The 22,254-nt window shown below is 64.3% G+C and carries 19 protein-coding genes and 1 pseudogene; 13 read left to right on the top strand and 7 right to left on the bottom strand.

Annotation, left to right across the window (positions count from 1 at the left end):
• Positions 1–4: 4 nt before the first annotated feature.
• Both AB0P23_RS03300 and AB0P23_RS03295 read left to right on the top strand, forming a co-directional pair.
• Positions 5–2,683: a glucosidase gene (locus AB0P23_RS03300; protein WP_237606188.1), complete on the top strand. Its 2,679-nt coding sequence runs from the start codon at positions 5–7 to the stop codon at positions 2,681–2,683.
• A gap of 83 nt (positions 2,684–2,766) precedes the next feature.
• Positions 2,767–3,873, top strand: a complete 1,107-nt coding sequence (locus tag AB0P23_RS03295; protein ID WP_363796791.1) for an alcohol dehydrogenase catalytic domain-containing protein — start codon at positions 2,767–2,769, stop codon at positions 3,871–3,873.
• Between the two features lie 3 nt (positions 3,874–3,876).
• Here AB0P23_RS03295 and AB0P23_RS03290 read toward each other — a convergent pair whose 3' ends face one another.
• Positions 3,877–4,665, bottom strand: coding sequence for an ATP-binding cassette domain-containing protein (locus AB0P23_RS03290; RefSeq protein ID WP_032400602.1), 789 nt, complete (start codon positions 4,663–4,665; stop codon positions 3,877–3,879).
• 93 nt (positions 4,666–4,758) lie between these two features.
• On the opposite strand from AB0P23_RS03290, the gene dapB reads away from it, so the two are divergent.
• The 3 genes from dapB to AB0P23_RS03275 are packed head-to-tail and all read left to right on the top strand — an operon-like array spanning position 4,759 to position 6,445.
• The gene (gene dapB / locus AB0P23_RS03285) at positions 4,759–5,517 is read left to right on the top strand and encodes a 4-hydroxy-tetrahydrodipicolinate reductase (protein ID WP_027496797.1); all 759 of its coding nucleotides are present in this window, start codon (positions 4,759–4,761) and stop codon (positions 5,515–5,517) included.
• A 50-nt stretch (positions 5,518–5,567) separates the two neighbouring features.
• Complete coding sequence (locus AB0P23_RS03280) at positions 5,568–5,987, top strand: hypothetical protein (RefSeq protein WP_206497586.1); 420 nt, start codon at positions 5,568–5,570, stop codon at positions 5,985–5,987.
• A gap of 5 nt (positions 5,988–5,992) precedes the next feature.
• Positions 5,993–6,445 carry an NAD(P)H-dependent oxidoreductase gene (locus tag AB0P23_RS03275; protein WP_032387273.1) on the top strand — a complete coding sequence of 151 codons (453 nt, stop codon included), beginning with the start codon at positions 5,993–5,995 and terminating at the stop codon, positions 6,443–6,445.
• 56 nt (positions 6,446–6,501) lie between these two features.
• Here AB0P23_RS03275 and AB0P23_RS03270 read toward each other — a convergent pair whose 3' ends face one another.
• The gene (locus AB0P23_RS03270) at positions 6,502–6,921 is read right to left on the bottom strand and encodes a hypothetical protein (protein ID WP_174557254.1); all 420 of its coding nucleotides are present in this window, start codon (positions 6,919–6,921) and stop codon (positions 6,502–6,504) included.
• A gap of 170 nt (positions 6,922–7,091) precedes the next feature.
• Here AB0P23_RS03270 and AB0P23_RS03265 point away from each other — a divergent pair, with 170 nt between their 5' ends.
• From AB0P23_RS03265 to zwf, 3 genes and pseudogenes are all read left to right on the top strand, one after another.
• The gene (locus AB0P23_RS03265; RefSeq protein WP_027496813.1) at positions 7,092–8,462 is read left to right on the top strand and encodes an OFA family MFS transporter; all 1,371 of its coding nucleotides are present in this window, start codon (positions 7,092–7,094) and stop codon (positions 8,460–8,462) included.
• A gap of 148 nt (positions 8,463–8,610) precedes the next feature.
• Positions 8,611–9,819 carry a crosslink repair DNA glycosylase YcaQ family protein gene (locus AB0P23_RS03260; RefSeq protein ID WP_032372575.1) on the top strand — a complete coding sequence of 403 codons (1,209 nt, stop codon included), beginning with the start codon at positions 8,611–8,613 and terminating at the stop codon, positions 9,817–9,819.
• 48 nt (positions 9,820–9,867) lie between these two features.
• Positions 9,868–11,322: pseudogene (gene zwf / locus AB0P23_RS03255) on the top strand (glucose-6-phosphate dehydrogenase).
• Positions 11,323–11,352: 30 nt separating this feature from the next.
• Here the strand turns inward: zwf and AB0P23_RS03250 are convergent.
• A complete protein-coding gene (locus AB0P23_RS03250; RefSeq protein ID WP_032366465.1) occupies positions 11,353–11,829 on the bottom strand; it encodes a hypothetical protein in 477 nt (158 codons plus the stop codon).
• A 126-nt stretch (positions 11,830–11,955) separates the two neighbouring features.
• Here AB0P23_RS03250 and thyX point away from each other — a divergent pair, with 126 nt between their 5' ends.
• From thyX to AB0P23_RS03235, 3 genes are all read left to right on the top strand, one after another.
• Positions 11,956–12,735 carry an FAD-dependent thymidylate synthase gene (thyX, locus tag AB0P23_RS03245; protein ID WP_228139203.1) on the top strand — a complete coding sequence of 260 codons (780 nt, stop codon included), beginning with the start codon at positions 11,956–11,958 and terminating at the stop codon, positions 12,733–12,735.
• 99 nt (positions 12,736–12,834) lie between these two features.
• Positions 12,835–13,743 carry a 4-hydroxy-tetrahydrodipicolinate synthase gene (gene dapA, locus AB0P23_RS03240; RefSeq protein ID WP_027496818.1) on the top strand — a complete coding sequence of 303 codons (909 nt, stop codon included), beginning with the start codon at positions 12,835–12,837 and terminating at the stop codon, positions 13,741–13,743.
• Complete coding sequence (locus AB0P23_RS03235; RefSeq protein WP_230591203.1) at positions 13,740–15,602, top strand: ribonuclease J; 1,863 nt, start codon at positions 13,740–13,742, stop codon at positions 15,600–15,602. Before dapA ends, AB0P23_RS03235 begins: the two co-directional genes overlap by 4 nt.
• Positions 15,603–15,605: 3 nt before the next feature.
• Here the strand turns inward: AB0P23_RS03235 and AB0P23_RS03230 are convergent, their stop codons facing one another.
• A complete protein-coding gene (locus AB0P23_RS03230) occupies positions 15,606–16,385 on the bottom strand; it encodes a sulfite exporter TauE/SafE family protein (protein ID WP_032366467.1) in 780 nt (259 codons plus the stop codon).
• Positions 16,386–16,464: 79 nt separating this feature from the next.
• Between AB0P23_RS03230 and AB0P23_RS03225 the strand changes: the two genes are divergently transcribed.
• Entirely contained in the window at positions 16,465–17,088 is a 624-nt protein-coding gene (locus tag AB0P23_RS03225) for a TIGR03085 family metal-binding protein (protein WP_179274009.1), read from the top strand.
• 68 nt (positions 17,089–17,156) lie between these two features.
• The gene (locus AB0P23_RS03220) at positions 17,157–19,847 is read left to right on the top strand and encodes a DNA translocase FtsK (protein WP_176457860.1); all 2,691 of its coding nucleotides are present in this window, start codon (positions 17,157–17,159) and stop codon (positions 19,845–19,847) included.
• A gap of 48 nt (positions 19,848–19,895) precedes the next feature.
• Here AB0P23_RS03220 and AB0P23_RS03215 read toward each other — a convergent pair whose 3' ends face one another.
• From AB0P23_RS03215 to AB0P23_RS03205, 3 genes are all read right to left on the bottom strand, one after another.
• Complete coding sequence (locus AB0P23_RS03215; protein WP_363796877.1) at positions 19,896–20,954, bottom strand: IS30 family transposase; 1,059 nt, start codon at positions 20,952–20,954, stop codon at positions 19,896–19,898.
• 224 nt (positions 20,955–21,178) lie between these two features.
• The gene (locus tag AB0P23_RS03210) at positions 21,179–21,463 is read right to left on the bottom strand and encodes a YciI family protein (protein WP_032400212.1); all 285 of its coding nucleotides are present in this window, start codon (positions 21,461–21,463) and stop codon (positions 21,179–21,181) included.
• 41 nt (positions 21,464–21,504) lie between these two features.
• Positions 21,505–22,092 (bottom strand): amino-acid N-acetyltransferase, encoded by a 588-nt coding sequence (locus tag AB0P23_RS03205; RefSeq protein ID WP_228139205.1) that lies wholly within the window; start codon positions 22,090–22,092, stop codon positions 21,505–21,507.
• Positions 22,093–22,254 lie beyond the last annotated feature (162 nt).

Here is a 22,254-nt window from a genome sequence, read left to right as displayed (position 1 = left end):
TGCCGTGACCACCAATCCCGTGAGCGTTCCCACCCCGTCCACCGTCGAACACAACCGTTTGGCGGAGTCACCAGGGGTCAGCGGGCCATGGCGTCAGTGGGGACCGTACCTGGCGGGACGGCAGTGGGGCACGGTGCGCGAAGACTACTCCGAGGACGGAAACGCGTGGGCGTCGTTTCCGTTCGATCAGGCGCACAAGCGTGCCTACCGCTGGGGTGAGGACGGAATCGGTGGAATCTGCGATCGATTCGGTTTCCTGAATTTCGCGTTCGCCCTGTGGAATCGCAAGGATCCGATTCTGAAGGAACGACTCTTCGGGTTGGCCAACGAGGAGGGGAATCACGGCGAGGACGTCAAGGAGTATTTCTGGGCGATCGACGGCACTCCGACGCACAGTTGGATGCAGTGGCTCTACCGCTACCCGCATGCGGAGTATCCGTACGCGCACCTGCGCGAGGAGAGTGCCCGACGCGGCCGAGACGACCGCGAATACGAATTGGCCGATACCGGGATCCTGGACGAGAACCGGTTCTTCGACGTTCAGGTCACGTATGCGAAAGCGTCGCCCGACGACATCTGCATCACGATCTCCATCACCAATCACGGACCCGAGGCGGCATCGGTCGATCTGCTGCCGCAACTGTGGCTGCGCAACACCTGGTCGTGGGGGCGCGACGATCGCGGCGGATCGCTCACCCAGCTGACCCGACCGGAACTTCTGGCCGGCGGCCTCGAGGCCGTTGCAGCCGATCACGGCTTTCTCGGTCGGTACTACCTCAGCGCAGAGGGGTCGCCGTCAGTGTTGTTCTGCGACAACGAAACCAATGCAGAGTCCTTGTGGGGGCAGGACAACCTGTCGAAGTACCCCAAGGACGGCATCGGCCGACATGTCGTCGACGGCGAACAGGGTGCGGTGAACCCCGAGCAGACCGGAACGAAGGCTGCATTCTGGTATAGATTCGACGACATCGCCTCGGGCGCAACCGAATCGGTGCGACTGCGCTTGTCGCCCCATCGGCCGGACGAGCAGACGTTCGGTGCGGGATTCGACGCGGTCACCGGTGACCGTCGTGCGGAGGCGGACGAGTTCTACGGCGCAGTGATCGGTGCGGACCTCACCGATGCCGATCGACACGTGGCGCGCCGGGCATATGCGGGGCTGTTGTGGACCAAGCAGCTCTACCGCTACGACGTCGAGCAGTGGATCGAGGGCGACAAGGTGGGAGCCCCGGCGCCGCACTCGCGTCAGGACCCCAAGGGCCGTAACGCCCATTGGCGTCACCTCGCACTGGCCGATGTGATTTCGATGCCCGACGAGTGGGAATATCCATGGTTCGCCGCCTGGGACTTGGCCTTTCACGCTATTCCTCTCGCACATGTGGACCCGGACTTCGCGAAGGAGCAGTTGGTCCTGATGTGCCGGGAATGGGCCATGCATCCCAACGGCCAACTGCCGGCCTACGAGTGGGAGTTCGGCGACGTCAACCCTCCGGTCCACGCCTGGGCGGCCTGGCACGTCTATCGGATCGACGGGTACCAGGATCGCGAGTTCCTGGTCCGGGTGTTCACCAAGCTGCTGCTCAATTTCGCGTGGTGGGTCAACCGAAAGGACTCCGAGGGGTCCAACATCTTCGAGGGTGGATTCCTCGGAATGGACAACATCGGATTGTTCAATCGTTCCGCTCCGCTGCCGCCCGGTTTCCGTCTGGAACAGTCCGACGCCACGAGTTGGATGGCGTTCTACTGCCAGCAGATGTTCAAGATCGCACTCGAGCTCGCGCGCCACGACAGCGCCTGGGACGACGTCGCGACCAAGTTCTTCTCGCATTTCCTCTCGATCGCGAAGGCGGTCAACTCGTTCGGTTCCCAGCACATCTCGCTGTGGCACGAGGAAGACGGATTCTTCTACGACGTCCTCGTCCAACCAGAGGGCGACGCGGTACCGATGCGAGTGCGATCCATGGTCGGTCTGCTTCCCATTCTCGGGGCCACGGAAATTCCGCCCTGGGTCGAGGCGGAGTGCCCGGACCTCGCGGCGCGGCTGCGGTGGGTTCAGCACCGTCGGCCGGAAATGGTCTCACCGCTGCTGGCGCGTCGGGAAGGCAATGAGGTGCGCCTTCTGCTCACCCTCGTGCAGCCCGAACGTCTCAAGCGGATCCTCTCTCGCATGTTCGACTCGGAAGAGTTCTTGTCGGAGTTCGGTATTCGTTCCTTGTCGGCTTCGTACCGCGAGCCGGTCACGTTCGACGTCGACGGTCGAAGCCTGTCCATCGAGTACGAGCCGGGGGAGTCACGGACCGGAATGTTCGGGGGCAACTCCAATTGGCGAGGGCCGGTGTGGTTCCCGGTGAACGTGCTGTTGGCGGACAAGCTGCGCGCCTACGGGCGCTACTACGGCGACTCGTTCACCATCGAAATTCCCACCGGCTCGGGAAACCATCGCACTCTCACCGATGCCGCAGACTTGATCGACAACGGCTTGGCAGGACTGTTCCGTCCTGTCGACGGCAAGCGGCCTGCCGACGGTCGGCGGATCGAATCGAGTTCCGATCCACTGTGGAGTGAGCACCCGACCTTCAACGAGTACTTCGACGGAGACACCGGCGAGGGACTCGGAGCAACACACCAAACCGGCTGGACGGCGTTGGTCGCGCACCTGCTCAGGCCACGTCTGCCGCTGTGAGGGCCTGCGGCCCATGTGAGTGGAACTTCGTAGTGGGCTACGAAGTTCCACGCACATGCGGCGCAGCCGCATAGTCTGGCGGGATGAAGATTCGCGGCGCTGTACTCGAAGAAATCGGCCGATCTCGTCCCTTCGCGGACTCGCATCCCATCACCGTCTCCGAACTCGAACTGGGCTCACCGGGTGACGGGGAACTGCTCGTCCGGATCGAAGCGGCCGGACTGTGCCACTCGGATCTGTCGGTGGTCGACGGTAATCGCGTTCGTCCGGTACCGATGTTGCTCGGCCACGAGGCCGCGGGCCGCGTCGAGGAAGTCGGCGCGGGCGTCGACGACGTAGCAGTCGGAACCCGTGTGGTCATGACGTTCCTGCCGCGCTGCGGTGACTGCGCGGGGTGCGCCACCGACGGCCAGATGCCCTGCGTCGTGGGAAGCGCGTCGAACAATGCGGGCACGTTGCTCGGCGGAGACATCAAATTGCACCGCGACGGTGCCGAGATCAAGCATCACCTCGGAGTCTCCGGCTTCGCCACACACGCAGTGGTCAGTAGAAAGTCGGTGGTACCGGTCGACGACGACATCCCAGCCGACATCGCAGCGGTCCTCGGTTGTGCAGTGCTCACCGGCGGCGGCGCTGTCCTCAACGCCGGAACTCCGAAGCCGGGGCAGTCGGTGATGGTGGTCGGCCTCGGCGGAGTGGGCATGGCGGCCGTACTGACCGCGGTCTCGATCGGTGCGGGTGAGGTCATCGGTGTCGATGGCGTCCCCGAAAAGCTCGTCGCCGCAACCGATCTGGGTGCAACGCAGGTCTATTCACCTGCGGATCTCGCAGAGAAGGGGATCAAGGCGGACATCGTCATCGAGGCAGCGGGCAACGCCCGTGCATTCGAAACTGCAGTCGCGGCAACGGCTCCCGGCGGAAAGACGATCACCGTGGGCCTGCCTGCTCCCGACGCCCGTTCGTCGATCTCTCCTCTCGATCTGGTAGCCGAGGCGCGCACGATCATTGGTAGTTACCTCGGCTCGGCCGTCCCGGCACGCGACATTCCGACGTACGCCCAGATGTGGCGCGAGGGTCGACTGCCCGTCGAGAAGCTGATCTCCTCGCGCATCACGTTGGACGAGATCAACCGCGGCATGGACGAATTGGCCGACGGCAACGCCATCCGTCAGGTCATCGTTTTCGACTGACCGTCAGCGGTGGGCCGCGGTGGCCACCCACCGCCCGCGACGGCGAGAGATCTCGATCGGATGGTCGAAGCACGTGCTGATGTTGTCCGTCGTCAGCACTGTGTCGACAGGCCCCTGAGCGTGCACGCGCCCGTCGCGGATCAGCAATGCGTGGGTGGTCGAGGTGGGGATTTCCTCGAGATGGTGGGTGACCAGGATGCTGGCGAGCCCGGGATGTTCGGCACGCAGCGAGTCCAGCGCCGTCAGGAGTTGTTCGCGGGCAGCGAGATCGAGGCCGGTGGCGGGTTCGTCGAGTAGCAGCAGCGCCGGATCGGGCAGCAGTGCGCGAGCGATCAGTGCCCGGCCCCGCTCGCCCTGGGAGAGGGTGTGCCACGACGCGTCCACGCGGTGGGCAACTCCCAGCGACTCGACGAGCCGGTGGGCGCGAGCGACCTCGTCCTCGGTGGCCGACCACCTCGGGATCAGATCGGGCGTGTTGGTCAGTCCCGTCAGGACGACCTGGAGCAGAGTCAGCGGGGCCTCGATCTTCAGACGAGGGTCGACGTGTCCGATGTGCGCGCGTAATTCGCGCATGTCCACGCGGCCCAGGCGGTGGCCCAGTACGTGCACCGCGCCCCGCGTGGGATGGACGACGGCTCCCAGCAAGCTGAGCAGGGTGCTCTTGCCGGCACCGTTGGCACCGAGCAACACCCAGTGCTCGCCTTCGTCGACCCGCACGGTCGCATCACTGAGGAGATAGCGGCCGCCACGGACGAGATCGACGCGGTCGGCGAACAGAACGCTGGACTTCACCGACCGACCGTAGCTGCCGGTGTCGGGGGCCTGGAAGTAGGCTCGGTCTTCGGTAGGACGACAAGACGACGACGAAACGAGTGTGGGAACGACGTGAGTGCAACGGCACCTGTTCGAGTAGGGGTACTGGGGTCACGCGGCAAGGTCGGTCAGGCGATCTGCGCCGCAGTCGACGCAGCCGGCGATCTGGAGCTCGTGGCAACTGTCGACCAGGGCGATCCGCTGGCGAACTTCGTCGACAGCGGTGCGCAGGTGGTCGTAGATTTCACCCATCCCGATGTGGTCATGGACAACCTGCAGTTCTTGGTCGAGCACGGCATCCATGCTGTCGTCGGCACGACGGGTTTCGACGAGCAGCGGCTCGAGCAGGTTCGTGAGTGGTTGGCCGGATCCCCACAGACGGGTGTGTTGATTGCACCGAACTTCGCCATCGGAGCGGTGCTGTCGATGCGCTTCGCTCAGCAGGCAGCCCGATTCTTCGATTCCGTCGAGGTGATCGAGCTGCACCACCCGAACAAGGCCGATGCGCCCTCGGGGACCGCGTACCGTACCGCCGCGCTGATCGCCGAAGCGCGGGCGGCAGCGGGCACCCCGAAGAGTCCCGATGCGACGACGACGGAGCTCGACGGTGCTCGCGGAGCCGACGTGGACGGAGTGCGCGTGCACTCCATCAGACTGGCGGGACTCGTTGCGCACCAAGAGGTTCTGCTGGGGACACAGGGCGAGACGCTGAGCATCCGACACGACTCGCTGGACCGGACGTCCTTTGCGCCCGGTGTACTGCTCGGGGTCCGAGAGATCGCTGCCCGGCCGGGGCTGACCGTCGGCCTCGACCCGCTTCTGGATCTGTGAGCTGATCGACAGTGAACAAAGCGACCAAAGTCGTCGCCATCATTGCAGTGATGGTGTTGATCCTCGGCTTCTACTTCTTCCTGCTCGGACAGCGCGGAGTGACGTTGATCCAGAACGGCGGGGTGGCCAGTATTGCCCTGGGGATCGGGGTCATCCTGCTGCCGATCGTCGGGTTGTGGATCGTGTGGGCGACGCTCAGAGCAGGATTCGACCATCAGCGGCTGGCGTCGCGCATCCGAGAGGAAGGCCTCGAACTCGACGTCGACGATCTGCCGAGGAGGCCGTCGGGGCGCATCGAACGAGACGCGGCCGACGAACTCTTCCAACAGGTCAAGGCCGAATGGGAAAAAGATCCCGACAACTGGCGAAATTCGTATCGGCTGGCGCGGGCCTACGATTACGCGGGTGATCGCGGGCGAGCTCGCGAGACGATGAAACGTGCTGTGGCACTGGAACGTGCCGAGAGCTGACGGACATGGCGCGCACTCTGCTGATCGTTCACCACACACCGAGCCCGCCGATGCGGGAACTGCTCGAATCGGTCCTCGCCGGAGCCCGTGATCCCGAGATCAGCGGTGTGGACGTGCGCAGTGTGCCTGCGCTCGGCGCGACTGTCCCGGATGTGCTTGCCGCCGATGGCTTTCTCTTCGGTACCCCGGCGAACTTCGGTTACATGAGTGGTGCCCTGAAACACTTCTTCGACACCGTCTACTACCCGAGTCTCGATGCGGTATCCGGAAAGCCCTACGGTGCGTGGGTGTACGGAAACAGTGACACCGCTGGTGCCGGGCGGGCAATGGAAAGTATTGCAGCGGGTTGGGGATTGGACAAGGTTGCCGAGACCGCTCACCTGGTGGACAGCGGCAAGGAGTCGCGGGAGCGCTGCTACGAACTCGGCGGGACGATCGCGGCCGGTCTGTCCGACTGACTGCGGCCCGAGTCGGCGTGTACGTCTCGGCACGCTGCGGCCGCGCGAGTACCGACTCAGTCCGACTCGACAGGGGAGTGGGATCGCAGCACGTCGTCGGCTGGGATCGACAACGGAATTTCCAGAAGTCGTTCCGGCCAACTCGGGTACGCGGGTCTGATCCAGACACGGTTGTCGTCGAGCTGAGTCATCAACACCCGGCGCCACTGCCAATCGTCCTGCGGTGTCAGCAGATCGGTCTCGGGCTGCAACGGCAGTGGGGCTTTCGTCCAGTGCGGCAACGACAGGGACGCCAGTCCGCGTTCCTCCAGGGCGGCAATCGCGTCCTCCAGCGACACACCCAGCGCAACAGTGATACCCACCGGATTGACGGCATCGACCAGGTATCCCTCGTCGTGTTCGTCGTACGGGGACGATTCACCCGCGCTGTGTGCGACGGTCCATCCGATCACCTCGCCGTCCGAGGCTCGTTTCACCGGCAATCTGCTACGCCACCGCTCGACATCCACTCACGCGAGGATACGCGGCTCGATGTAGTGAGTTCGGTGAAGAAACTATGTCCGATTGTGAGCAGGCAGGGTCGTGCTCGTGTTTGACTGCAGGGGATAGTCGACATTTGTACCGCTCTCCATACCAAGGGATTTCGATGACCCTCCCCATTCTCGACCGCTCCAGAATCGTTGCTACGCCCGAGTGGAGTCGCTGGCTGATACCCCCGGCAGCCCTGTCGATACACCTGGCGATCGGATCTGCGTACGCCTGGAGCGTATTCAAGAACGCCATCTCACAGCCCGACGCCCTGGGGCTCAGCGGAACGGTCACCGCCATACCGTTTCAGCTCGCCATCGTCATGCTCGGCCTGTCGGCCGCGATCTTCGGCACCAGAGTGGAGAAGAACGGCCCGCGTTGGGCGATGGCCGTTTCACTTGTCTTCTTCGTATCGGGACTGCTGATTTCCGCACTCGGCATGGCACTCGGCCAGTTCTGGCTGGTGATCTTCGGATACGGCTTCATCGGCGGTATCGGCCTCGGAATCGGATACATCTCGCCCGTGTCGACGCTGATGAAGTGGTTCCCGGACCGGCCGGGAATGGCGACCGGTATCGCGATCATGGGCTTCGGCGGCGGCGCCCTGATCGCGTCACCTCTCACCAGCCAACTGATGGTGAACTTCGGCGGCTTCACCGATGGTTCGATCGCCAAGACGTTCCTCACCCTCGGCGTCGGGTACGCGGTGTTCATGGCGCTGGGAGTCGTGCTGATCAGAGTCCCGGCCGAGGGGTGGACACCGAAAGGCTGGACGCCTCCCGCGGCGTCGGCGATGATCTCGACGCACAACGTCTCCGCGGCCAACGCCGTCAAGACTCCGCAGTTCTGGCTCCTGTGGGTGGTGTTGTGCTTCAACGTCACTGCCGGCATCGGCATCCTCGAACGCGGCTCCGGGATCTACCAAGACTTCTTTCCGGACGCCACCTCCCCGGAATCGTTGGCCGCGGCGGCCGCTGGTTTCGTGGCGTTCCTGTCTCTGACCAACATGATCGGTCGCTTCGTCTGGTCCTCGGTCTCGGACGTGGTGGGTCGCAAGAACATCTATCGTCTGTACCTCGGTGTCGGCGCGCTCCTGTACCTGTACATCGCCCTGTTCACCAACACGAACAAGATCCTCTTCATGGTGTCGGCGCTGTTGATCCTGTCGTTCTACGGCGCGGGATTCGCAACCGTTCCGGCCTATCTCAAGGACCTCTTCGGTACGTACCAGGTGGGCGCAATCCACGGACGACTGCTCACCGCATGGTCGGTGGCAGGTGTTCTGGGACCACTGATCGTCAACGCCATCGCCGACGCCGGCGAGGCGGGAACCACCGGCCGGTACCTCCCGGCCTTCTACGTGATGATCGGTTTGTTGGTCGTCGGGTTCCTGGCCAACGAAGCCATCAAACCGGTGGCGTCGAAATTCCATGAATCCGATTCGGCCGACGCCGCCGATTCGACGACCTCGACAGGAGCCAAGGCATGACCACCGCGCGAATGCAGGGAACGATGGTGATCGCATGGCTCTGGGTGTCCGTGCCGTTCGCCTACGGACTGTACGAGCTGATCCTCAAGGCCAAGAATCTCTTCAGCACCTGAACCACCGTGTCGGTGGATCGTGACAGGGTGGCCCGATGCGAGACATGAGCGCTGCCATGGCGCGCCGCACCGCCTTGGCCGCCCAAGGACTGGCGTCGGCCCGATCGCGCACGCGGCCGGCGAGCAAGAGCGCGGTGCACGGAGCCATCGACACCACCGGGTTGTTGCAGATCGATTCGGTGTCGGTGGTGGTGCGCGCGCACTACGCGCCGGTGTTCAGTCGCGTCGGTGCCTACGACAGAAAAATCCTCGACGACGCCGCCTGGACCGACACCACCCGACGCCCGAGGCGGTTGGTCGAATACTGGGCGCACGAGGCAGCGTTGCTCCCGGTGGAGGACTGGCCGCTGATGCGGTGGCGCATGGAGTTGTACCGACACGGTCGATGGGGTGGAGCCGCCCGCATTCTCGATCGTGAACCCACACTGGTGGACGATGTTCTCGCCGTGATCGCAGAGCACGGCGCGGCCAGTGCGGGTGAGATCGAGAAGCATCTCGACGTCGAGAAGCCCGGGCGCAAGGGTCCCTGGTGGGATCGAAGCGACGTCAAGGTCGTGTGCGAGCAACTCTTCGCTGCCGGAGTGGTCAGCGTGCCGGCACGGTCCGGGTTCGTTCGGCAGTACGAGCTCAGCGAACGGGTGCTTCCCGACGCTGTTCTCCGCAGGCAGGTCGACGAAGCGGATGCGGTGCGGGCCCTGATCGAAAAGTCCTCTCGTGCACTGGGAATCGGCACCGAGCCGGATCTGCGGGACTACTATCGGCTCTCCCAGAAGCAGTCCAAGGCCGCAATCGCCGACCTCGTGGAAGACGGCGTCCTGGAGCAGGTGTCCGTCCGAGGGTGGAACGCGCCGGCCTATGTGCACCGCGACGCCAGAACACCGAGGACTGCCACCGTCGCAACCCTGTTGTGCCCGTTCGATCCGATGATCTTCTATCGGCCGCGTGTGGAGAGAATCTTCGATTTCCACTATCGCATCGAGATATACACCCCGCAGCACAAGCGAATTCACGGGTACTACGTATTTCCCTTCCTGCTGGACGGCCATCTCGTGGCGCGCGTCGATCTCAAGGCCGTGCGGGCCAACTCGGAACTACACGTCATAGCGGCGTACGTCGAAGGCGACCGCGATCCACGCGACATCGCACCCCGGTTGCGCGACGTCCTGCACGAGATGGCGGAGTGGCTCGAACTCGAACGCGTGGTGGTGGGTACCCGAGGTGATCTCGTCGCTGCGCTGCGATGACATGATCCGGCGTGCGCTCGATCCGGATCGATGCCAGTATTTTCGAGCATGACCACTTTTCCGACAGGCATCGACACCGAACTTCCACCCCAGGTCGTCGTCCTGTTCGGGGCGACCGGAGATCTGGCCAAACGGAAATTGCTATCCGGGATGATGCATTTGGCGTTGTCCGAGCTGGCACCGAACATCCGCGTGGTGGGTACCTCGCTCGAAGAGATGTCCACCGACGAATTTCGAGCCCTTGCTCGCGAATCGATCAATGCGTACTCCAGCCGTAAAGTCGGCGACGAACAGTGGCGGCAGTTCGCGTCGCGGCTGACGTACGTCTAGCAGAAAGCCGGGCCGGCGGCGCTGGGTGCCGCGGTAGCCGAGGCCGAGATCGAACTCGGAGGCAACGCCAGGCGGTTGCACTACCTGTCGGTTCCGCCGAGAGCTGCACTGGCCGTAGTGGATACGCTCGCCTCCGCAGACCTGGTCAAGCGATCGCGCATCATCATGGAGAAGCCGTTCGGAACCGATCTGCAGAGCGCAATCGACCTGAACGCTCGCCTGCACGAGACCTTTGACGAAGAACAGATCTATCGAATCGATCACTTCCTCGGCAAGGAACCGGCGCAGAACATCCTGGCGTTCCGTTTCGCCAACGGGTTGTTCGAGCCGATCTGGAACCGCAACTTCATCGATCACGTTCAGATCGACATCCCGGAGGAGCTCGCCCTCGACGGTCGGGCCGGGTTCTACGAGTCCACCGGTGCGTACAAGGACATGGTCGTCACTCACCTGTTCCAGGTGCTCGCGTTCATGGCGATGGAACCGCCGACGGCACTCGAACCGCGTGCGATCGGTGAAGAGAAGAACAAGGTGTTTCGATCGATGGTCCCGCTGGACCCGAAAAATGTTGTGCGCGGGCAATATACGGGCTACCGCTCGGAGGAAGGTGTCGCCCCCGATTCCGACACCGACACGTTCGTGGCACTGAAATGCGAAATAGACAACTGGCGCTGGGCCGGTGTGCCGTTCTACCTCCGTAGCGGGAAACGTCTCGCCGAAGGCCAACGCATCATTTCGATAGCGTTCCGAGAGCCACCGAAGAGCATGTTCCCTGCCGGTTCGGGCGTCGGAGCGCAAGGTCCCGACCACCTCACCTTCGACCTGGCGGACGCATCCAAGGTGTCGCTGTCGTTCTACGGCAAGCGGCCCGGGCCCGGGATGCGGCTGGACAAACTGAGCATGCAGTTCGCCACTCACGAAACCGAACGCGCCGGCGACGTGCTCGAGGCCTACGAGCGGTTGATTCTCGACGCCATGTACGGCGACCACACCCTGTTCACGACGGCGGAGGGTATCGAACGACTGTGGCAGGTATCGGAGCCGTTGCTGGCCGATCCACCGCCGGTGCGCCTGTACTCACCGGGGTCGTGGGGCCCCAACGCAATTCATCAACTCATCGCGCCGCATGCCTGGCGGCTGCCGTTCGAGCGACAGTGGAGAGAGAAGAAGTAGAGGCGCGAAAACAAACAGGGGAGTGAGCCCTCAGTTGTTCCAACCGCGGTCCTTGCGCATCTGATCTCGTAGCGCGCCCTGAACTGCTTGGGAGAGCCACGAGTTCAGGGACACCCCGCTGTTGTTCGCTGCGTCCTCGGCTCGTTCCTTGATCTGCTCGACGAGTCGGAGCGTGACGCGTCGTACCTCGCCCGAGACGTCGTCCATGGTCGGATACTCCTCGGCAACAGGCTCTTTCGGCTCGCTGGCGTGGTCCGATGTCGAATCGTTGCGTCGAACGTCTGCGTGTGCCTGTCCACCGTCCAGGCGGACGACCACGGTTCGATCGTCCAGTGCGTTCGACACCTCGGCCGCGAAGTCCGACAGGGCGGTCAGCAGCATCAACCGCGCCGACGCTTCCGCGGTCTTGCCGAGGGCCTCGGCTGTCTGCCGGGTGTGTTCATCGCCCAACGCCGCCGCGGCCATCAAATCGGTGCGCAGAGTGTCGGTGTACTGGCTCAGTTCCATGACGCCAGTGTGACGTCATAAATGGCGTCAGTCAAGGCGGCGGGTGATGTCAGCTCGACGTCACGAAGGCATCAGCGGTGGCGTCGTGCGCGGCAGGGTGCGGTCGTCGCCGTTTAGGGTTGGGCGGTGTCGTCAGAAATCAGAGGTCGAGCTGCGCCTCGAACAGTCGCGCTGAACGTGCAGTTGGTGGCCCGAACCGAGTTCGTCCCACCCGCCGACATCCCGTGGGAGACCGACGCGGACGGTGGGCAGGCGTTGGTGGAATTCGCAGGCAGAGCGTGTTACCAGAGTTGGTCGAAACCGAACCCTCGCACTGCGACCAATGCGTCGTATCTGCGTCATCTGCTCGACGTCGGACACCTGTCGGTGCTCGAGCACGCGAGCGTGAGCTTCTACATCACCGGTATCTCTCGGTCGTGCACACACGAGTTGATTCGGCATCGACATTTCTCGTACTCGCAGCTGTCGCAGCGCTTCGTGCCCGAACACGATGCCAACGTGGTGCTTCCGCCGGCCGTGGAGGGCGATCCCGAGCTCGAGGCCCTGTTCGCATCGGCGACAGAGGCGAGTCGGGCCGCGTACAGCGAGTTGCTCGCTGCCCTCGACGGCAAACTGGAGTCGGTCACCAATGCTGCTTTGCGGGGCAAGCAGGCGCGGCAGGCCGCGAGATCGGTTCTGCCGAACGCGACCGAGACCCGCGTGGTGGTGAGTGGGAACTATCGCGCTTGGCGGCATTTCGTGTCGATGCGGGCCTCGGAGCACGCGGACGTCGAAATCCGCCGCGTCGCCGTCGAATGTCTGCGTAAGCTCGTGGACGTGGCACCCGACGTGTTCGGCGACTTCGAGATCACGACCCAGCCGGACGGAACGGAAGTCGCACGCAGCCCCTTCGTCACCGAGGTCTAGGAATCGCGTTCGAGGCTCGAACGGACCGGCGCGGACCACCGGTGTCAGCGGGGAGTCCCGCTGCGTAGGAGTGGGTAAAGCACCGGGTAATCTGCTGCCATGACCTACGGTGACGCCGCTCCTTCCGTTGCGCCTGTGTTCGGTACGGTGCTCACCGCAATGGTGACCCCGTTCACGGCCGACGGGAAGTTGGATATCGACGCAGGCGTTCGGCTCGCGCATCATCTCGTCGAACAGGGAAACGACGGGCTGGTGCTGGCCGGGACGACGGGTGAGTCGCCCACCACCACCGAGAACGAGAAGCTCGAGCTGTTGCGCGCCGTGATCGCGGCCGTCGGACATCGGGCTCGGATCATCGCCGGGGCCGGGAGCAACGACACCGCACACAGCGTCGAACTGGCCCGTGATGCCGCTCGCGCCGGTGCGCACGGCCTGCTCGTGGTCACCCCGTACTACTCCAGGCCACCGCAGGCGGGCCTCTACGCCCACTTCACTGCGGTCGCCAACGCCACCGATCTGCCAGTGATGCTCTACGACATCCCGCCTCGATCGGTCGTCCCCATCGAGACCGAAACGCTGCGTCGGCTCGCCGAGCACCCCCGCATTCTTGCCGTCAAGGATGCGAAGGGCGATCTCAACGCCGGTGCCGAGCTGATCGCGTCGACCGGTCTGCAGTTCTACTCCGGCGACGACCCGCTGAACCTGCCCTGGCTCTCGGTCGGTGCCACCGGGTTCGTCAGCGTCATCGGGCACCTCGTTCCGGCCCGTCTGCGCGAACTCCACACCGCATTCATGATGGGCGACATCGCCCGCGCCCAAGCGATCAACGTCAGCCTCATCCCGGTCATCCGTTCGGTGGCACGCCTCGGCGGCGTCAGCGCATCGAAGGCAGGACTGCGCCTCATCGGACTCGATGTCGGCGAACCACGACTTCCCCAGGTGCCACCGAGCATCGATCACATCGAATTGCTCGCAGCCGAGCTGCGGGCGGCAGGAGTTCTTGTATGACACGACCTAACAGATCGCGCGGACGCGCAACCCGAAACGCCGGACCGCCGTCCGAGCGTCCCGCTGCCAAGCAGGGCCAACCTTCGGGTGCCCGCCAGGGCAAGCCGATGGTGCAGAATTCCGCTCGGACGCAGCGTCCCGACAAGCGTCGTGAGTTCGACCCGACCGAGCGTCTCGGCACACCGCCGAAGGCTCCGTTCAAGGGCCTACGAGTGGTCGCGCTCGGCGGAATCGGCGAAATCGGTCGCAACATGACCGTCTTCGAGCATCAGGGCAAGATGCTGATCATCGACTGTGGCGTCCTGTTCCCCGAGGACCAGCAGCCGGGCGTCGACCTGATCCTGCCCGACTTCAGGCACATCGAGAACCGCATGGCCGATGTCGAGGCGGTGGTGCTGACGCACGGTCACGAGGACCACATCGGCGCAGTCCCGTTCTTGCTTCGACTGCGTCCCGACCTGCCCGTCGTCGGATCGAAGTTCACCCTCGCGCTGGTCGCGGCCAAGTGCCGTGAGCACCGGCTGCGGCCGAATCTCGTCGAGGTGATCGAGGGCCAACACACACAGCACGGGCCGTTCGACTGCGAGTACTTCGCCGTCAACCACTCCATTCCCGACGCCCTTGCGATCGCCATCAGGACCGACGCCGGTCTGGTGCTGCATACCGGAGACATCAAGCTCGATCAGCTGCCGCTCGACGGTCGTCTGACAGACCTGGCCGGTTTCTCACGGCTCGGTGACGAGGGCGTTGACCTCTTCCTGGTCGACTCCACCAATGCCGAGGTGCCCGGATTCGTCACGCCGGAACGGGAGATCGGCGGAGTGCTCGACACCGTCATCGGCAAGGCGAAGCAGCGCGTCATCGTCGCGTCGTTCGCCAGTCACGTGCACCGCATCCAGCAGGTCATCGACGTGGCCGAGCGATACAACCGCCGAGTGGCATTCGTCGGTCGTTCCATGGTGCGCAACATGCAGATCGCTCAGGATCTCGGCTACCTGCGGGTGCCCGACGGCCTCGAGGTGAATGTCGATACCGCCGCGACGCTCCCGGACGACCGGTTGGTGCTCATCTCCACCGGTTCGCAGGGCGAGCCGTTGTCGGCGCTGTCCAGGATGGCTCGCGGCGAGCACCGTCAGATCAACGTCAAGGCCAACGATCTCGTGGTGCTGGCGTCGTCGCTGATCCCGGGCAACGAGAACTCCGTGTTCGCGGTGGTCAACGGCCTCGCCAAGCGTGGCGCGACCGTCGTGACGCAGCAGAACGCGAAAGTGCACGTCTCGGGTCACGCATCGGCAGGCGAATTGCTGTACCTCTACAACGCAGTGCGGCCGACCAACGCCATGCCGGTACACGGCGAGTGGCGTCACCTCCGGGCCAATGCGGCTCTGGCGAAGGCGACCGGCGTATCCGAGGACCGGATCGTCCTCGCCGAGGACGGCGTCGTTGTCGACATGGTCGACGGGCTCGCCGAGATCGTCGGGCAGGTCCCGGTCGGTCACGTCTACGTCGACGGCTTGTCGGTCGGCGATGTCGGAGATTCGACGCTGTCGGATCGTCTGGTGCTCGGCGAGGGCGGCTTCATCGCGATCAGCGTTGCCGTCGATTCGGCCACCGGCCGTGCAGTGACCGCACCCGAGGTGTCCGGTCGCGGCTTCTCCGACGACCCGGCGGCCCTGAAAGAGGCCGGCCAGCTCGTGGAGGCCGAGCTGCAGCGGCTGGCCTCGGACGGAGTGTCCGATACCCACCGGATCGCTCAGGCCGTCCGCCGCGTCGTGGGCCGATGGGTAGCGGACAAGTATCGGCGTAAACCGATGATCGTTCCGACGATCATCGCGGTCAAGCCGCAACCGCAGTCCTAGAGTTCAGACGAGCAGTCGCCACAGGCCGATGAGGCCGAGGACGACGATGGCACCGCGCAGGGCCGCCGGCGACAGCCGGCGGCCGTAGCGTGCTCCCACCGCTCCGCCGATGAGGGAGCCGACCGCGATCAGACCGGCGGCCTGCCAGCTGATGTCGTCGAATCGAAAAATCGTGAAAGCAACTGCTGCAACGACATTCACCACCAGCGAGAGCAAGTTCTTGGCAGCGTTCATGCGCTGCATGGATTCGGGGAGCAGTGCGCCCATCACTCCGATGAGCAGGATTCCTTGTGCTGCAGTGAAATAGCCGCCGTAGATTCCGACCAGCAGAGTGCCGACGGTGACCAGCGCCATGCGGCCGCGGCCGATGTGGCCGGCCGCCTTGCCGGCCGCCTCGGATCGACGTTTGGCCCAGGCCTGGATCTTCGGTTGTGCGACAACGAGAATCAACGCACCGATGAGCAACACCGGAACGACAGAGGCGAATACTTTTTCGGGCAGATGCAACAGCAGCCATGCGCCACCGAGTGCGCCGAAGAAAGAGGCGGGAAGCTGCCAACGCAGTCGGTGCCATTGCCCGCGAAGTTCCCGGCGATACCCCCAGGTGCCCGAGACGCTTCCCGCCACCAGTCCGATGGCGTTGGACATCGTGGCGACCACCGGGGGATAGCCGAACGCGACCAGGGTGGGGAACGTGATCAACGTGCCCGAACCGACGACGGCGTTAATTGCGCCGGCCCCGAGGCCGGCGAGCAGGATGACGAGAATTTCCGATACCGGCACTGTTGGGAGGTTACCCAGACGAAGGAGTAGGGCTCCCGGCAGGATGCCGCTCCTTCGGTGTAGCCGTAGCCTGGAGTACGTGAGCCTTGCCCAGGATGAACGTTCCCAACTTGTTCGGACCCTTCTCGACGTCGGTCCCGATGCGCCGACACTGTGTGGTGAGTGGACTGCTGCCGATCTGGCCGCGCACCTCGTCGTTCGCGAACGGCGGCTCGATGCGTCGCCGGGTATCTTTCTCGGTCCGTTGTCCGGATACACGGAGCGGGTGCAGCGTTCCGTCGCGAATCGACCATTCGCGGCGGTGGTCGAGGACGTTCGCACCGGGCCGCCGATGTGGTCGCCGTTCGCCCTGCTGGATCCGCTGATCAACCTCGGTGAGATGTTCGTGCATCACGAGGATCTGCGCCGCGCGGAAGGGAAGTGGACCCGACGGGTTCTGCCCAGCGCGGTCGAATCCCGACTGTGGCCCCAGGTACGGTTGATCGGACGAGCAGGGCACCGCTCGGCACCGGTTCCGGTGCATGTCCGCACCCCGGACGGCCGACAGGCCACCTTCAAGGGTGGCTCGGGCCCGGGTGTGACGGTGGTGGGGGAACCCTCCGAACTCCTTCTCTATGCGTTCGGTCGGGACCAGGTAGAGGTCGTGTACGAAGGTTCTGCGAACGATGTCGCCGCCGTGAAGGCGCTCGACCTGAGTTTCTGACGCACATCCGTCGTTGTTACTGGTGTTGCGGATGGTTTCGACGGGGCTGTTGCGACTAGCCTGGGGGCATGGCAGGAAAGACCAGCACCTCCACCGCCAGGGCCGGATCCAGCGGATCCGGCTCCTCGCGCGCGTCCGGTACCTCTCGTAAGTCCGGTACCGGACGCACGGCTCGAACCGTCACGACACCGAAGAAGCCCACCGCGCCCCGCAACCCGGCGACCACGCGGGCAAGCGCATCGTCTCGCGGTAAGGCACCTGCGAGAGGTGCTGCGTCGCGGCGGCCCCCCACGAAGAAGAAGTCCCGCGGTGCGCTCGACGCGATCGGTCGCGGAATCGCGTCCACGTGGTCGATGGCGGCACGAGGTGTCGGTGCCACCACACGCACCGTCAGTAAGGCCGCGGACATCGAGCACGGTCACCGACGTGACGGAATCGCCCTCGGGCTCATCGCCGTCAGCGTCGTCGTCGCCGCAAGCGTCTGGTTCAGTGCCGGCGGCCCGGTCGGTGAGTGGATCGAGGTAGGGATCCGTGCCGTCATCGGCGACGCCGGCTACGTCGCACCCGTGCTGGGGGTCGCGATCGCCGTCGTGCTGATGCGTTCCGAGCCTCGCCCCGAGGTCAGACCACGCCTTGTCCTGGGCTCGATACTGCTGGGCTTGCCCGTTCTCGGGCTGTGGCACATGGCGGCGGGGTCACCGACCGACGCCACCGGCCGGTCCGAAGGAGCGGGCTTCGTCGGCTACGTTGCGGGAGGACCCATCGCCGACGGCCTGACGGTGTGGCTCGCCGTACCGTTGCTGCTGCTCGCTGGCCTGTTCGGCGTGCTGCTGCTCACCGGCACCACGGTACGAGACGTACCGGACCGGATGCGGGCACTGTTCGGTACCGACAGTCGAGGCGACGAATACGACGAGTACGACCCGGCCGATTTCGGTTCGGAATTCGGCGACGAGGGCTACGGCGACTACGACTCGAACTTCGACGCCGACGGATACCCGGTGCACGGCACCACCGACCCGTACGACAACTACCCGACCGAGGAGTACATCCCGGTCGTCAAGCCATCACGCGCTCGCAAGACCCCTGCACCGGCACCGGAGGCCCCCACCGAGGTCATGACGCCTGCCGCGGCCGCACCGGTCCCGGTGCCCGAGCCTGCCGCGCCCCCGCGGCCGAAGCCCAAGCCGATCGTCAAGGCCGCCGAACCCAAGCCGGCTGCCGACGACGACAAGATCGTCGTCGATCGCGTCGTCGACGGCGACTACACGCTGCCGTCGTTGTCGCTGCTCATCGACGGTGATCCGCCCAAGACGCGCAGCCAGGCGAACGACGCGATGATCGAGGCCATCTCCGAGGTACTCGAGCAGTTCAAGATCGACGCTGCGGTCACCGGATTCACCCGCGGACCGACGGTCACCCGCTACGAGGTGGAGCTCGGACCGGGCGTCAAGGTCGAGAAGATCACTGCGCTGGCTCGCAACATCGCCTACGCGGTCGCGACCGACAACGTGCGATTGCTCGCCCCGATCCCCGGCAAGTCCGCCGTCGGTATCGAGGTGCCGAACTCGGATCGCGAGATGGTCCGCCTCGCCGATGTGCTGACCGCCCCGTCGACCCGCAAGGATCACCACCCTCTGGTGATCGGCCTCGGCAAGGACATCGAAGGCGATTTCGTCAGTGCCAACCTGGCGAAGATGCCGCACCTGCTGGTGGCGGGATCCACCGGTTCGGGTAAATCGAGCTTCGTGAACTCGATGCTCGTGTCGCTGCTGGCACGGGCGACACCCGACGAGGTCCGGATGATTCTGATCGACCCGAAGATGGTCGAGTTGACGCCGTACGAGGGCATCCCGCACCTCATCACGCCGATCATCACGCAGCCGAAGAAGGCTGCCGCGGCCCTGGCCTGGCTCGTCGAGGAGATGGAGCAGCGCTACCAGGACATGCAGATCAACAAGGTCCGGCACATCGACGACTTCAACAAGAAGGTGCGGTCCGGCGAGATCACCGCACCGTTGGGCAGCGAGCGCGTCTACCGGCCGTACCCCTACATCCTGGCCATCGTCGACGAGCTTGCCGACCTGATGATGACTGCTCCTCGCGACGTCGAGGAAGCGATCGTGCGCATCACCCAGAAGGCGCGCGCCGCAGGTATCCACCTGGTGCTCGCCACGCAGCGTCCGTCCGTCGACGTCGTCACCGGTCTGATCAAGACGAACGTGCCCTCACGTCTGGCGTTCGCCACGTCGTCGTTGACCGACTCGCGAGTCATCCTCGATCAGCCCGGAGCCGAAAAATTGATCGGCATGGGCGACGCGCTGTTCCTGCCGATGGGTGCGGGCAAGCCGACGCGTCTGCAGGGTGCGTTCATCACGGACGAGGAAATCTCGGCCGTCGTCGACTTCGCAAAGAATCAGGCCGAGCCCGAGTACAACGACACCGTCACCGCCGCGAAGGTCTCGGACAAGAAGGACGTCGACCCCGACATCGGTGACGACCTCGACGTGCTGCTGCAGGCCGTCGAACTCGTCGTCACCAGCCAGTTCGGTTCCACGTCGATGCTGCAGCGCAAGCTACGGGTCGGATTCGCCAAGGCAGGACGACTGATGGACCTCATGGAGAACCGCGGCGTCGTGGGTCCGAGCGAGGGCTCGAAAGCCCGCGAAGTACTCGTCAAGCCCGACGAACTCGACGGATTGCTGTGGTCCATCAAGGGCGGGGACCCGGACGAGCAGCCGGCGTCCGAAGAGTTCTGACGGGCTCTACACCTGCGTGAATGGACCATTGCAGCCGTCTGGGCAGTTTCAAGCGGTCGTTGCAACGACTAGCTCGTTGATCACTTTTGCTGGTGAGTTCCAGCCTAGCGTTCGGCGGGGGCGGTCGTTGAGTTCGGCGGCGACCGCTTGAAGCCGCTCTGCGGTATGCGCGGAAAGGTCTGTGCCCTTCTTGAAGTATTGCCGCAGAAGCCCGTTGGTGTTTTCGTTCGTGCCACGTTGCCAGGGACTGTGGGGGTCGCAGAAGTAGATGGCCATGTCGGTGGCCATCGTGATCTCTGCGTGCCGGCGCATTTCCATGCCTTGATCCCAGGTCACCGACTGTTTGAGCGTGTCCGGCATCGATCGGATCGCGGCGATCATCGCATCTCTGACGGCGTCGAGGTTGTGTGAATGTGGCAGGTGCAGCAGCATCGTGAATCGGGATGTGCGCTCGACCAGGGTGCCGATCGCCGATTTGTTTCCGGCGCCCAGGATCAGGTCGCCTTCCCAGTGCCCAGGGACTTTGCGGTCTTCGACGTCGTCGGGGCGCTCGGAGATCAGCGTCTTATCGGGAATGTGGTGGGCATTGCTGGGCACTCGCCCATGCTTGCGGCGATGAGCCCGGCCGGTCCGGAGCCCGTCGGCGACATCTGCTTTGAGTTCGCCTTTGGCTTGAACGTAGATGGCGTTGTAAATCGTTTCGTGCGACACGTGCATCTCCGGCCGATCGGGAAAATCGATCTTCAGTGTCGCCGAAATCTGTTGCGGTGACCACTTTTTCCCGAGACGGCGAACAACTTCCGCGCGGAGTTCACTGCCGGGATCGGCCAGTTTCGCAGCCTTGGGTCGGCGGGCGCGTGTCTCCGCTCGCTGCTGCGCGGACACCGATCGGTAGGTGCCACCGAGGTTGGTGTTGCGGCCGAGCTCACGTAAAACGACCGACTTGTCGCGACCGATGAGATCGGCAATGTCGGTCTGAGACAGCCCCATCGCACGGCCTATGGCGATCTCTTCTCGTTCGGACTGAGAAAGGAATCGCCCGCTGGGTTCGGACCGGATCCGTTTGGCCCCGCGGACGATTCCTTTCCTCTGATCTGTCCACCGCATCCCCGTGGATCGACTGACGCCGGCGGCGGCAGACGCAACGATCACTGACGCGCCCGAATCTCGCATGGCATGGAACCTAGCGACTACCTCTGCTCGGTTCGGGATGACACGTCGGGACATTTGCTCCACATCTCCTCAGGTGAGGAGCTGTGTTGCAACCATCACTTGAAACTGCCCTGGGCGGTGCAATGGTCCATTCACGCAGAACGGGTGGGCGAGCAGACTCAGGCCGTGAACGCGCCCATCACCGGTGTCCATTCGCGGAAGTCTGCCGACTCGATGAGGTTCTCGACCGCGAAGGGATCCTGGGCGAACAGTGATTCCACGGATGCGGCGTCCGTGCCATCCACGAGCAGCAGAGCGCCGCTGTCGTCGGCGAACGGGCCACTGGAGACGAGCGTCTTCTTCTCCAACAAGTCGGCCAGCCACGCCCGGTGTGCGGCGCGATGGGTGTCGCGGCCCTCGGTGGTCGTGGGGGAGTACGTGTAGGTGACGGCGATCAGGGGCATGGAGCTCACTTCCGGATTCGAGGGGTGTCCGGAGAATTCTGTCAGAGCGAGAGCAGCATGCGCGTGTTGCCCAATGTGTTCGGCTTGACGTAGCTCAGGTCGAGAAACTCTGCGACGCCGGTGTCGTAGGACCGGCACATCTCCGCGTACACCTCGGCAGTGACGGGCGTTCCCTCGATTTCGGAGAAGCCGTGCCGGGCGAAGAAATCCACTTCGAAGGTCAGCACGAACACCTTCTGCAGCGCCAGCTCGCGTGCCACCTCGATGAGTTTGGCGACGATCAGGTGGCCGGCTCCGTGCCCCTTGGCTGCGGGGTCGACTGCCACCGTGCGTACCTCACCCAGGTCTGCCCAGAGCACGTGCAGAGCTCCGCATCCGATGACTTCGCCTGCGCGCTCGGCAATCCAGAACTCCTGCACTGCCTCGTACAGCGTCACCAGGTTCTTCTCGAGCAGGATTCGGCCCGCGTAGATGTCGATCAGCCGCTTGATCTCGGGAATGTCGGAGGTTCGGGCTCGACGCACGACCAGGGTGGCGTCGCCGATGGACGTGCCGTCCACGGTGTCGGAATACTCGTCGGATTCGGGATCGGCAGTGTCGCGACTCGCCCGATTCGGCCCAGAAGTCATGTGGTGAACAGTAGTCACCGATGCAACCGATAAACTTTCCGTGTGTCGTTCAGCGAGCAGTGTCCCCGTCTCGACGGGTCGGTGCTGCCCGAACGCCGACACACCATCGAAGGCCCGGTCCGCGGCCGAGAAGCGGCTTCGTGACCGGCCCGACAGCGCCGG

Origin of the sequence: Rhodococcus sp. NPDC077669, from assembly GCF_040686915.1 — a bacterium.
GTDB classification, from domain to species: Bacteria; Actinomycetota; Actinomycetes; order Mycobacteriales; family Mycobacteriaceae; genus Rhodococcoides; species Rhodococcoides fascians.
The sequence above is the reverse complement of the archived record's forward strand: the minus strand, read 5'-3'. Positions and strand labels throughout refer to the sequence as shown.

What these genes read in the sequence shown, in the direction of transcription:
- dapA (WP_027496818.1), top strand. Translation starts at nt 12,835, where the DNA reads ATGACCTACGGTGACGCCGCTCCTTCCGTTGCGCCTGTGTTCGGTACG.
- AB0P23_RS03215 (WP_363796877.1), bottom strand. Translation starts at nt 20,954, where the DNA reads ATGCGGTGGACAGATCAGAGGAAAGGAATCGTCCGCGGGGCCAAACGG.
- AB0P23_RS03220 (WP_176457860.1), top strand. Translation starts at nt 17,157, where the DNA reads ATGGCAGGAAAGACCAGCACCTCCACCGCCAGGGCCGGATCCAGCGGA.
- AB0P23_RS03265 (WP_027496813.1), top strand. Translation starts at nt 7,092, where the DNA reads ATGACCCTCCCCATTCTCGACCGCTCCAGAATCGTTGCTACGCCCGAG.
- AB0P23_RS03295 (WP_363796791.1), top strand. Translation starts at nt 2,767, where the DNA reads ATGAAGATTCGCGGCGCTGTACTCGAAGAAATCGGCCGATCTCGTCCC.
- AB0P23_RS03235 (WP_230591203.1), top strand. Translation starts at nt 13,740, where the DNA reads ATGACACGACCTAACAGATCGCGCGGACGCGCAACCCGAAACGCCGGA.
- AB0P23_RS03250 (WP_032366465.1), bottom strand. Translation starts at nt 11,829, where the DNA reads ATGGAACTGAGCCAGTACACCGACACTCTGCGCACCGATTTGATGGCC.
- AB0P23_RS03280 (WP_206497586.1), top strand. Translation starts at nt 5,568, where the DNA reads ATGGTGTTGATCCTCGGCTTCTACTTCTTCCTGCTCGGACAGCGCGGA.
- AB0P23_RS03210 (WP_032400212.1), bottom strand. Translation starts at nt 21,463, where the DNA reads ATGCCCCTGATCGCCGTCACCTACACGTACTCCCCCACGACCACCGAG.
- AB0P23_RS03260 (WP_032372575.1), top strand. Translation starts at nt 8,611, where the DNA reads ATGCGAGACATGAGCGCTGCCATGGCGCGCCGCACCGCCTTGGCCGCC.
- AB0P23_RS03205 (WP_228139205.1), bottom strand. Translation starts at nt 22,092, where the DNA reads ATGACTTCTGGGCCGAATCGGGCGAGTCGCGACACTGCCGATCCCGAA.
- AB0P23_RS03275 (WP_032387273.1), top strand. Translation starts at nt 5,993, where the DNA reads ATGGCGCGCACTCTGCTGATCGTTCACCACACACCGAGCCCGCCGATG.